Below are 12,221 nucleotides of genomic sequence, written 5' to 3'. Positions count from 1 at the left end.
CACGGTTTACCGGCCCTGACCGGAAACGCCGTACCTGCACGCCGAGGGCGATTTCGACTACTCTCGTGCGCCTCTGCGATATCGTTGATTGCGGTTGACTCCCCAGCCTGCCGGAAACGTCCGGTGGCGATCCGTTGAGGTCCCCGCCGGCGACGATTCCGCACAGCCTCAATGACCGACAGTCACAAGATCGTGCTGCTGGATCGACACGACGGAGTCGTGCGCCCAGGGGTTTAAGGGCTACCGCTGAAGCTAGCGACGGTTTCAGCGCGCCTTCGCGCCCGGTTGCCAGTCGGCACGTAGCATCAACGCGTCCGAACTGCTCGATCCCCCGCTCAGACCGGCGCGAAGGTGCGTGCTTGAAAGGGGCAGGCGCTTCCGCGGCACTCAGCCTCAGTAAACCGTCGGCGGTCATTCCTAGACACCGCTTTACGGCGTCATGCGTGCCCGCCATCAAACGTCTCAGTCGCCTACGCGGGCGCCCGCGGGCCCGAGCCAAAGGGAAAGATCTTGAGTAAGTTCACCGAAACCATGTATCGGACCGCCCAGTCCAGTTCGAAGGGTCTGGTCACCGGGGAGCCGAACTGCCCGGTCCGGCACACCTGGGGCGAGGTGCACGAACGGGCCCGTCGTATCGCGGGTGGCTTGGCTAACGGCGGCGTCTGCCCCGGCGATGCCGTACCGGTGCTGGCCGGTGCCCCGGCCGAGATCGCGCCCACCAGCCAGGGCATCTGGATGCGCGGCGCCATCCTCTCCATGCTCCACCAGCCCACGCCGCGCACCGATCTCGCTCGCTGGGCCGAGGAGACCACCGCCGTCGTCAAGATGATCGGCGCCAAGACGATTGTCATCTCGGACCCATTCATGGCCGCGGCCGCGGCGCTGTCCGAGCTGGGCATGCAGGTGCTCATCATCGAGCGGCTGCTGGACAGTCGCCCGATCGATCCGGTCGAGACGGACGACGACGATGTCGCGCTTCTTCAGCTGACTTCCGGTTCTACCGGGTCACCCAAGGCGGTTCGGATCACCCACGGCAACGTCGTTTCAAACGCGGAGGCGATGTTCGCCGGCGCGCAGGTCGACATCGAAACCGACGTCATCGTGAGCTGGCTGCCCCTCTTCCATGACATGGGTATGACCGGGTTCTTAACCGTGCCAATGTATTTCGGCGCAGAACTCGTCAAGGTCACGCCGATGGATTTTTTACGCGACACGCTGCTGTGGGCCAAGCTCATCGACAAGTACAAGGGCACCATGACCGCGGCGCCCAACTTCGCCTACACGCTGCTCGCCAAACGCCTACGCAAGCTGGCCAAGCCCGGCCAATTCGACCTGTCCACCCTGCGATGGGCGCTGTCGGGCGCCGAACAGGTCGAACCAGCCGACGTCGAAGACCTCTGTGATGCGGGCAAGCCGTTCGGGTTACGTCCGGAGGCGATTCTGCCGGCCTACGGCATGGCCGAGACGACGGTGGCGGTGTCGTTCTCGGATTGTGGCACAGGCCTGTTGATCGATGAGGTCGACGCCGACCTGCTCGCCCTACTACATCGGGCTGTCCCCGCGAGCAAAGGCAAAACACGGCGACTAGCCACGCTCGGGCGCGTGCTCCAGGGACTGGAGGTGCGCATCGTCGACGAAGACGGCAACATCCTGCCCGCCCGCGCGGTCGGCGTCATCGAGGTGCGCGGTGAGCCGGTGACCCTGGGTTACGAGACGATGGCGGGTTTCGTCACAGCACAGGACGACCAGGGCTGGTATGACACGGGCGATCTGGGTTACCTCACCGAGACCGGTCACGTCGTCGTCTGCGGCCGGGTCAAGGACGTGATCATCATGGCCGGACGAAACATCTACCCGACCGACATCGAACGCGCCGCCGCGCGTGTTTCCGGGGTGCGGCCAGGGGGTGCCGTGGCGGTGCGCCTGGTAGCGGAGCATGTGCGAGAGACGTTTGCGGTCGCCGTGGAGTCCAACGATTGGCAGAACACGGCCGAGGTGCGCCGCATCGAACAACAGGTGGCACACGAGGTGGTTACCGAGGTCGACGTCCGGCCGCGCAATGTGGTGGTGCTCGAGCCCGGATCGATCCCCAAGACGCCGTCCGGCAAGCTGCGGCGTGCCCATACGTTGGCACTTGTCGGCTGATTTCGGGTACCCGAGGGACAGTACGTTTGGTCGACGGTGTACGCGAGGAGCGATGTTGGCGGAGTTCGACGCCCAACCCAACCGCGGGGTGCGCGCGGGGCCAGAACTTCCCCCCGGTCAGAGGGAAGCAGACGAGGCCGAACTTTATGCGGGGTTACGTGGAGTCGCCGGGATTGTGGCCGGTGGCCGCGGGGTGATCGACCTTCTCCGAGACGTGGCGGAGTTCGCCATGCAAGCGATTCCGGGCGCCGACGGTGTCGGGGTCTCATTAATCGATCCACAGCGCGGCATCTCCAGCGTCCGCACCTGGGCGGCGACAGCGGTGCTCGTCCACGACATCGACACCGTGCAATACACCGAACTGCAGGAGGGCCCTTGCATCACGTGCATGGAGTCCCAACGCCCCATCGTGAGCGGATCGCTGGGCAGTGACATCCGTTGGCCGCACTTCGGCGGCCGGGTGGCCCGGATGCGCATGCACTCCGCGTTAGCGCTGCCCCTGATCGTCGGCGGTCAGGTAATCGGTTCGATCAATGCCTACGCCGCGACTCGCGACGCGTTCGCCGCTCATGCCGTGCAGTTAGGGTCGCAATTCGCCAAAACCGCCGCAGTCTCGGTGTACAACGCCCAGTTGCTGGCCATTGCGCATGAACGGACGCTGCGATTGCAGCGCGCATTAGACAGCCGATCGGTGATCGATCAGGCGATCGGTATCATCCGTAGCCGATCGGGGACGGGTCCGGAGGAGGCCTTTGAACGGCTCGCCCAGATCAGCCAGACCGAAAATGTGAAGCTGCACACCGTCGCCGAGCGGCTGGTCGATGAGGCCGCGCGGCGAGCCCGAGCGCGACGCGGCTGAAAGCGTTATTACCGTGGCCCGGCACGCAGCTCGGCTAAGTCCGCCACGACAAGAGCCCGCGAGTCCTTGTCGGTCATCAATCTGCGGGCGACGTCCGTCAGATGTTCGCCCTTGGCCCGTGCATAGATTCGCAACAGCTTGAAGGCATCCTCCACGGGCACATCCAGCAGTTGGCGAATCAAACCCTTGGCCTGCTCGACAACGACGCGGCCGGTCAGCGCCGAACGTAGTCGCGGCATCACGGACGACGGTGCGGGCGGATGTTCTTGGAGGATCGCCACGCATGCGATGTGTGTCAGCGTTTTGCCGACGAGCAGATCGGCGTCATTGAGTTCGCCACGACGCGTGCCGAACAAGCCGAGTGCGCCCAGCACCATGCCGGCAGCCCGCATCGGAACCGCGTGTACCGATGCGAAGCCGGCATCGACCGCGGCCGGAACGAACCGTGGCCACCGCTCCAACGCGCCTTGGACGTCGGCAACGGAGACTGGTAGGCCGCTGCTGTAGCAGTCCACGCATGGACCTTCGTCGGCTTGCAGCTGGAACAGCTCCAGCTGCCGGGCCTCCTCCGAGGTGGCGGCCAGCAGGCGTAGCCGGTTCAGTGGGTCGGCGAGCAAAAATCCCGCGGCTTCGATGTCGAGCAACTCACTACATCGCTCTGTCAACCCAGTCAGCAGGTCGACGACGTCGAAGTCGTCAAGCAAACTATCGACGATCGATACGACGGCATCCAGCACACGGGTTTCACGAGGGGCCCCAATCACGCTGTCCTCCTTCCTGACTGGCGACGGTCAAGGCGCATCAGTCCACCTCGAGCCGCAGACGGCGATCAAGGATGTCCCGGGCGACCTCGGTGGCGCTGCGGCCCGTGGCGTAGGCATGGGCCCGCAGCCGGATCAGCGCCTCGGCTGGCTCCACTTCGAGCTGGGCGACGAGCATGCCGGTGGCCTGGCTGACCTCTGCGCGACCCAACGCGTTGAGTTCGGCCCAGGCATTGCTGTTGGGGTCCGCGACCGCAGCCTGCAGGTCGGCGTCCAGTAGATCGAGCAGCGGAACCCCTGCCAGCTCTGCGGCGGCGACAGCGCTGGTCAGCTCGTTGCCCGGTAACGGACCCGGCTGAGCGCGAAAGAGATCGAGCGCACCGACAAACTCACCGGCAACCACGAGGGGTATGGCATAAACACCCCTGATCTGGTTGCCGAGCATGGCGGGGCCGTATATGGGCCAGCGCGCCTCCTTGGGATCGGCGAGGTCGACGACCAGGACCGGAATCCGCTGGGCGACGGAATCCAGGCAGGGGCCCTCCCCAAGGATGAACTGAAGTTCGTCGTACCTGCGGGCGGGCTCGCCGCTGGCTCCCAGTGTTCCGCTGCTTGCCCCGTCGAAGACGATCGAGATCGCGGCCGCGTCAACATCGAGCAGGATCACACAGGCCTCGCACAACCGGTCCGCAGCCTCTGTCCCTCGCCGGCCTTCGACAGCAGCGCGGAGTTGCTCGTGGATTGCCACATTTAGCCGCACAGGGGCCGGGCGGCTGCACAGGTTCCCACGTGGCTCGCCGGGGACGTCATTCCCCCAGCCTTTCACGAGTTAGGCGCATTTACGAACGCGAACGCCGCCGGGTTGGTCGACGGGTTTTGGCGACCAGCTGAACCCTTCGTTGACCGCTGCGGTTGACTGGATTAAACCTCAAGGTGATCGTCGGGATGATCCCCGGATGGTGGTCACTGCCCGTCACCACGACATTTACGGAGGGCCATGAGTTCGGAACATGCAATAGAGAAAGTGCCGCTGTCGGAGATCCGGGAGGGCGACATGCTCCAAGATCCGACGTCTGGCAGGTGGATCAAAGTCACGCACACGGCCGACGACACCGCCAGCGGTCACCATCGCGTCTACTACGGCGACGGCGGCGAAGAGATCGATTCGCGTTACGTTGTTGGTCTCGTCAATCGCCAGGTACGGGAGTAGCGATAGCCTCAGTAATGACGGCCACTCTGCCGGTCATGCACTATCGCCGTGTGACTTACCAGCCATCCGCAGAGAAGGCGGGATCCGTTACGTCGCAGTCGGATTAGGGAACATCAGCGGAAAAGCGGCCGGCGGCCTCGGCGCCCGACTGAGTGCTTTCGGGCGAGTATCGCTGTCGATAATCCGCGCCGCTTTGCATCATTGCCTGTTCCGGATCGCGTCGCTGCTTCCCCCGCGATCCGAAACTTGTTCTCCGAGGCCGTTTCTGGCGCATCGTCAGTGGAGGCGAACAGAAACCGGTCGGGCAACGCAAGTTTGCAGATGGTGCGCACGGTGAGCAGGTACTGGCGAGCCAACGGACCGGTCGTATAAGGCAGGTCGTAGGTGACACACAACGCGCGAACCTGCGCGGCGATCTGAGGGTACCGGTTACTCGGCAAATCGGGGAAGAGGTGGTGTTCGATTTGGTAGCAGAGGTTTCCACTCATGAATGCCATGCCCGGCCCCGCATTGAAGTTCGCCGTACCCAGCATCTGGCGCAGGTACCATTCGGCCTTCGTCTCACCGTCCAGGACCGACTCGGTGAACTTTTCCGCACCATCCGTGAAGTGACCGCAGACAATGACGAGATAGGCCCAGACATTGCGAAGCCCGTTGGCCACCACGTTGGCCCCCAGCGTCCGGCGCCACCGGCCGCGGCTCAGCGCGGGGAACAGAACATAATCCTTGCCGGCCTGCCGAACGATCTTGCGGCGGAGGGCTTTTGCTAGGGCCGATTTACCAGCAGCCGTCTCCTCGCGTTCCTGCACTGCATACAGACAGTGCAATGCCACGCCCCATTCGAACAAGAGGGCCAGCAGCACCGCGCGCAACGGCTGCATCAGCGCGCTCGGCTGCCATGCGTCGTCACGGGTGACGCGCATGATGCCGAACCCGAGGTCGTCATCGACGCCGACGACGTTCGCGAAGACGTGGTGCCGGTAGTTGTGGGAGTGCTGCCACTGCGCCGAGAGACCGGCCATGTCCCATTCCCACGTACTCGAATGGATTTCGGGGTCGTTCATCCAATCCCATTGACCGTGGCTGATGTTATGGCCTAGTTCCATATTTTCGATGCATTTGGCCGCGGCCAGGGCCGCGGTCCCAACGGCCCATCCGCGTTTGCCTCTGCTGGTGGCGATGACCAGCCGCGCCGCGATCTCCAGGTAACGCTGAATAGCGATGGCGCGCAGGATGTATGCCCGGTCCTTGGCGCCGCGCGAAACCTCGATACCACGACGGATCGCTTCCAGATCGGCCGCGAACGCCTCAAGGTCTTCGTCGCTCAGATGAGCGTATTCAGGTACTTCGGTAATAGCCATTGAAATCAACTAGATTCGGGCGCGCTCAGAGGCGTCTGCGCGACGACACGCAGCCAAGGACAGTTCGCGAACCGCAGCATCAGAAATTATGTCCGATCAATGAGTAGTCAGTCGCCCGCGAGACGCCGTCAGGCACACGGTCAAAATGAGCCGGATAAATCTGGATCAGCAGGACTGCGGCATCGGGCGACGAGTTACTTCTCGTCGGCCGCGAATACGGCTGTACTACTTGCTGCAGTTACCGTCGTTGCCCTCGTCACCGGAGCCGGACCGTACGGCAGCCTGTCCGGACCTAGGGATCCGGAGGGCGTTGAGCCATCTGATTGATATACCTGCCTTAGCGGCTCGACGCCGTGTGCACTGACCGTAGGCGTTTGGGCGCACTCATGCAACACCGAGACCGCCGAGCAACGCGTCGACAGCTGCACGAGACCCTGTTGAACCGGCTGCTGACCATCCGGTCGTACGTGATCGAGCGGTCAGTGCCCGAGACTGCCGTCTCGCCGCGCGAGATCGACGTCGAGCAGGCGCTTGAGTTCCTTGCCGTACATACCGGTCGATTCGGTCGTCAGCATCTCATTGTGCGTGCAGTCGACCTCGTACACGGTGATGTCGCCCGCAGCGTAGGGTCGCCAACTTTGCCGAAGATGGGTACCGCGATCGCTGTCTTCTCGCGCGGCGGCAAAGACCGTCACATCGCCGTCCAGGACGCCGGGTTGGTGAGCCCGATAGAAAGCGAGATTGGTGTTCAGGTTCTGAACGAGCAGATTCAGCAGATCTTTGTGTCGGGAAAGCTCAATGGCTTCGTGATGGCGGATTAAATCTTCGATTTGCTCGTACGACAGCGACTCATTCGGTTCGGGCGTGGTGACACCGTAGAACTGCAGAATTTCTTTCACGATCTGAGCTTCGTCCAGAGCATAGTCGCGCAGGGCCATGCTGCTGTCGATGATCGGCTGAGCGTCGAGAAGGAACAGGTTGGTGACCCTTTCCCGTTGCCGAAGCTCGACGGCGAGTTCATGAGCGATCACACCCCCGTAAGACCAGCCGAGGAGGTTATACGGCCCGTCGGGATCAACGCTCTGGATCCGGTCGGCGTAGGACTTAGCCATATCTCGAATCGACTGGGGCTCAAGCTCTTCGGGCCGCGTAATCTGCTGAATTCCGATAATCGGGCAGTCCAGGTGATTGCCGAGCACCTGGTACGGCCAACTCACCCCACCTGCGGGATGAACGCAGAACAGCGGGGTACCGCTGCCCCCTTTCAGATGCTGGAGGGGAAGCACTTCTTGAGTGGAAGCCGTGTGCGTCTGCAGCCGGTGACTCAACGTGCGCACCGTGGGCGCTTCAAACAGCGCCGGTACCGCAAAATCGGCGTCCATGGTGGCGTTGACCGCGGCGATCACGCGCATCGCCGAAATGCTGTCGCCACCGAGATCGAAGAACGAGTCGTCGACACCGACGCGGTCGATTCCGAGGACGTCGGCGTAGATTCTGGCCAGGGTCTCCTCGGCGGGGGTGCTCGGGGCACGGTACTGGCCCGCGGTGTGTCCGGGCGCCGGCAGGCTGCGGACGTCGACTTTGCCGTTGGGCGTCAACGGCAGCGCCTCGAGACTTACCAGCGTTGGAACCATGTAGCCCGGGAGCCGTTCGCTCAGCGCGGCGCGCGCCTCGGCCAGATCGATTGTGCCGGTGACATACCCCACCAGACGCTTCTCACCCGGTCGGTCCTCACGAGCGACCACCACCGCCTGCGCCACCCCGTCAAGCGCAGACAACGCCGCCTGGATCTCGGTCAGTTCGACGCGATAGCCGCGGATCTTGACCTGCTGATCGGCGCGGCCCACGTAGTCCAACTGCCCGTCGGCACGCCACCGCACCAGATCGCCGGTGCGGTACATCCGTGTGCCGGGCGCTCCGAATGGGCAGGCCACAAAGCGCGACGCGGTCAAGCCGGCCCTGCTCACATAGCCGCACGCCACCCCCCAACCGGCCACATACAACTCACCGACCACCCCGGCCGGCACCGAGCGCAACCAGCCGTCCAGCACGAACAACGCCGCACCCGAGACCGGCGACCCGATGGGCGGTGTCCCTGATCCGGCCGCTAGTGGCGCACTCATCGCCGCGTACACCGTGGTCTCGGTTGGACCGTAGGCGTTGACCATCAGCCGGCCCGGCGCCCACCGATCCACCACGTCGGCCGGGCATGGCTCGCCACCGATCAGCAACGCCGTCGACTCCAAGCCCTCCGGCGAGAGCGCCCCCACCGCCGACGGCGTCTGGGTCAACACGTTCACCCGCTGCGCCACCAGCAGGTCGTGGAAGTCGACCGGCGAGGCCACCACCTCTTCGGGCACCACCACCAACCGCTCTCCGTGCAGCAGTGCACCCCACATCTCCCACACCGAGAAGTCGAAGGCGTAGGAGTGACACTGCGTCCACACTTGTCCGGAGGGCAGGCCCGCGCCGAAGGAGTCGAGCAGCTGGGCCACGTTCTGGTGCGTGATCGCCACTCCCTTCGGCGCACCCGTCGTGCCCGAGGTGTAGATGATGTGCGCGATGTCATCGGGGGCCGGGACCGGCGGTGCGGTGCCCGGTTGGCCGTCGATAACCGGGTCGTTGACATCGATGACCGGCAGGTCATGCCCGTCGAATCGGTCGGCCAGCCCCGCTGCGGTGACCGCGGCGATCGGCGCGGCATCGGCCACCATGAACCCGATCCGCGCCGCGGGCACCGCCGGGTCGATCGGCAGATACGCCGCCCCGGTCTTGAGGACGCCCAAGATCGCCACGATCGCCTCGGCCGACCGTTTGAACAACACCGCAACGCAATTGCCCGGGCCCGCGCCCCGAGCGGCCAGCAGCTGGGCCAATCGATTGGCGGACTCATCCAGCTCGAGGTAAGTCCAGGTGCGCTCACCGCACACCAGCGCCACCGCCTCCGGTGAGCGGGCGACCTGCGCGGCGAACAACGCCGGAACGGAGACCCGCTGGGGTGCGGACTGGAGTGACGCCGCCTGGTTACCGAGTTCCTTTAGGCGGGCATCGCCATCGCTACCCAGCAAATCGATCGCCGAGAGCCGCCGGTTGGGTGCGGAGGCCATCGCCGCCAGTACCCAATGCAACCGGTCGATCAGCGTTTCGATATCGGAGCGATCGAACACGCCGGTGTCGAATTCGACACGCAGGCCCAGTTCGCTACCGGGCAGGACTTGTACGGTCAGCGGGTAGTGGGTGGATTCGTGCCGAACGATATCGCCGATTGCCATCTCCCCATTGGCGGCCAGTGCGGCGGCGTCCACCGGGTAGTTCTCATAGGCGAGCAGCGTGTCGAACAGCTGGTCGTGACCGGTGATGCGGTGGATCTCGCTGAGCGCGAGGTGCTGGTGCTCGAGCGTGCGGTTGTTCGTGCTTCGCAGTTGCTCGAGCAGGTCGATCGCGGTGGTGGTGGGCGTGATACGCGCCCGGACCGGCACCGTGTTGATCAACAGTCCGACCATCGACTCGGCGCCGACGAGGTCGGCCGGCCTGCCCGAAACGGTGGTACCGAATGCCACATCGTGCTGGCCAGTCAGCCAGCACAGCAACTGGGCATAGGCACCCTGCAGCACCGTATTGACTGTGGTCTGACAAGAACGCGCCAAGGCACCGACGGCGTCCGTGATCTCGGCGGGCAGCCCAAAAGATGCCACGCCTCGATTACCCGACAATGGGTGCCCCGGGCTGACCAGAGCGGGGGCGTCAAAGCCGTTCAACACCTCGGCCCAGGCCGAGTGGGCGGCATCCAGATCACGATCGGCCAGCCACGTCACAAACCGTCGGTACGATCCGGCCGGGCCCAGCGGCTGACCGTGATAACTGCTGAAGATCTCCCCCATCAAGATCGGCAACGACCAGCCGTCGACCACGATGTGGTGATTGGTCAGCACGAACCGGTGCCGATCCGCGCTGATGCGCACCAATGCCACCCGGAAGGCCGGCTCGCCGTTCAGCTCGCAGACCGCGGCGCGCTCGGCGGCGCACACTTGCTCGATCTGGCGATCAACCTCGGCATCGCTGGTCCCGGTGAGGTAGATATAGCGCCAAGGCGGCCCGGGATCAGCCGGAATGATCTGCACCGGCTCGTCGAATTGCGGACAGAACCGGGCTACCAGATGTGGATGCCGCTTGACCACCGTGTGCACCGCATCGCGCAGCCGGTAGGGGTCAAGGGCACCGGTCACCGCGATGTTCAGCTGCACGGCGTAGAGGTCGTCGGCGCTGACCTGCGCGGTGCGGGCGTGAAAGAGCAGCCCCTGCTGCAGCGGGGACAACGGCAAGATGTCGGCCACCGCGTGGTGCTGTTGCAGCTCGTCGATCTGGTGCTGGCTCAACCGGGCCGGAGCGATATCAGAAGGCGTCAACCCACCCCCGCCGCGTCGCACATGCGCGCAGATACCGGCCAGGGCGTCAAACCACAACCGGCTCAACCGGGCGATCTGACCTTCGTCCAGTGCCGACCGCGCCCAGGTCCAGTTGGCTTGCAGGCGCGGGCCGGTCTCGGTGTCGACGGTGCCGGCATTGAGGTCCACGGTGTGCATCAGCGGCATCGGTATTGCCGTGGCCGCCTGGGTAATCCATAAGCCGTCCGGGCTGATCCCCCAGCCGTCACCCGATACGTCGGCCGGCCCGCCCATGCGCCCGAAGTAGTTGAACCCGATCGGTGGGTCGGAGCCTTCCAGGTCAACCTCGGCGTTCAGGTAGCGCAGCATCCCATAGGTGATGCCGTCAGGGAGGGCACGAAGCTGCTCTTTAGCGTCCTTGATCACCGCCCCGAGCTCTGCGTCGCCGGCGACCACCTGCGCCCAGGTCAGCCCGCCGGCGGTCAACGCCACGGGGTACTTGGTGGTGAACCAACCCACCGCGCGCGACAGGTCGACACCGGGCGCCAGCTCCTCGTGGCGCCCGTGGCCTTCGACGTCGATCGCGATCGGGTCGGCACCGGTACCCAAGAACTCCGTCATCGCCAAGGCGAACGAGATCAACAAAATCTCGTGTATGCCGGCATGGAACGCGGCGGGCACCTCACCGAGGAGCATCCGAGTCGTCTCGGCGTCGTCCAGCGACATCGACAGGCGCCCGGCAGTCTCATACGTATCGACGGGCTGCACTGCCGGCAACGCCGCCGGCGTCGCCGCGACCTGCCGCCACATCTGCGCCTTTTCAACGACTTTCGAGCTGCGGGCGTGCTTGTCGAGAAACTCCGCCCAGCGGGCAAACGACGTCCCGGTCACCGGAAGCACTATCGGTTGTTCGGCACGATGCTGTGCCCAGCCGATGTTGAGGTCCTCCAACACAATTCGCCACGACACGCCGTCGACTGCCAGGTGGTGGATCATCAACACCAGCTGGCCCGTCGAGGCGGCCCACAATGCGCTGAGCACCTTGCCGGCGGCCGGATTCAACCGCGACCGCGCCCGTATCACCGCATCCTCGGACAGCGCCTCCACCCGCTGCAGGCAGGAGCGGGCGTCCACTGAGCCGGCCTCGAGGACCTGCATCGACCACGCGCCGGCGCCGTCGTCCTCGAGGCGCAGTCGCAGCATGGCATGCCGATCCAGCAGGGCCTGCACCAGCACCACCACGTCGGCCTCGGTCACCCCGTGGGGAGCCTGCACCACCACCGTCTGGTTGAACTGATCGACCGGCCCCTCGACCTCGGCCAGCCACCGCATGATCGGCGTGCCCAGCACCGCACCGATGCCCTCATCGACTGGACCGCCGCCACCTTCGGCCACCCCAGCCACCCGGGCCAACCGGGCCACCGTCTGCTCGACGAAGATATCGCGCGGCCGACACACCAGGCCGGCGGCGCGGGCCCGGGCCACCACCTGCATGGACAA

The 12,221-nt window shown here is 64.9% G+C and carries 7 protein-coding genes; 3 read left to right on the top strand and 4 right to left on the bottom strand.

What is annotated here, in order from left to right; all coding sequences use genetic code 11:
- Window positions 1–510: 510 nt before the first annotated feature.
- Together A5753_RS11435 and A5753_RS11430 are read left to right on the top strand one after the other, a co-directional pair.
- Complete coding sequence (locus tag A5753_RS11435) at window positions 511–2,145, top strand: fatty acyl-AMP ligase (RefSeq protein WP_067127350.1); 1,635 nt, start codon at window positions 511–513, stop codon at window positions 2,143–2,145.
- 55 nt (window positions 2,146–2,200) lie between these two features.
- Window positions 2,201–3,004, top strand: a complete 804-nt coding sequence (locus A5753_RS11430) for a GAF and ANTAR domain-containing protein (RefSeq protein ID WP_067127468.1) — start codon at window positions 2,201–2,203, stop codon at window positions 3,002–3,004.
- 8 nt (window positions 3,005–3,012) lie between these two features.
- Here A5753_RS11430 and A5753_RS11425 read toward each other — a convergent pair whose 3' ends face one another.
- Together A5753_RS11425 and A5753_RS11420 are read right to left on the bottom strand one after the other, a co-directional pair.
- Entirely contained in the window at window positions 3,013–3,768 is a 756-nt protein-coding gene (locus tag A5753_RS11425) for a GAF and ANTAR domain-containing protein (protein WP_067127347.1), read from the bottom strand.
- 37 nt (window positions 3,769–3,805) lie between these two features.
- Entirely contained in the window at window positions 3,806–4,513 is a 708-nt protein-coding gene (locus tag A5753_RS11420) for a GAF and ANTAR domain-containing protein (protein WP_067127344.1), read from the bottom strand.
- Between the two features lie 249 nt (window positions 4,514–4,762).
- Here A5753_RS11420 and A5753_RS11415 point away from each other — a divergent pair, with 249 nt between their 5' ends.
- Window positions 4,763–4,975: a hypothetical protein gene (locus tag A5753_RS11415; RefSeq protein WP_156656065.1), complete on the top strand. Its 213-nt coding sequence runs from the start codon at window positions 4,763–4,765 to the stop codon at window positions 4,973–4,975.
- 113 nt (window positions 4,976–5,088) lie between these two features.
- On the opposite strand, the gene A5753_RS11410 is transcribed toward A5753_RS11415, so the two are convergent.
- Window positions 5,089–6,336 carry an acyl-CoA desaturase gene (locus A5753_RS11410; RefSeq protein WP_067127338.1) on the bottom strand — a complete coding sequence of 416 codons (1,248 nt, stop codon included), beginning with the start codon at window positions 6,334–6,336 and terminating at the stop codon, window positions 5,089–5,091.
- A gap of 479 nt (window positions 6,337–6,815) precedes the next feature.
- On the bottom strand, window positions 6,816–12,221 hold a 5,406-nt coding region (locus tag A5753_RS11405; RefSeq protein WP_156656064.1), incomplete at its 5' end, for a non-ribosomal peptide synthetase.

Source organism: Mycobacterium sp. 852002-51971_SCH5477799-a, from assembly GCF_001667145.1.
Taxonomy (GTDB): domain Bacteria; phylum Actinomycetota; class Actinomycetes; order Mycobacteriales; family Mycobacteriaceae; genus Mycobacterium.
Note: the sequence above shows the minus strand (reverse complement) of the source record. Positions and strands in the feature narration are given on the sequence as shown.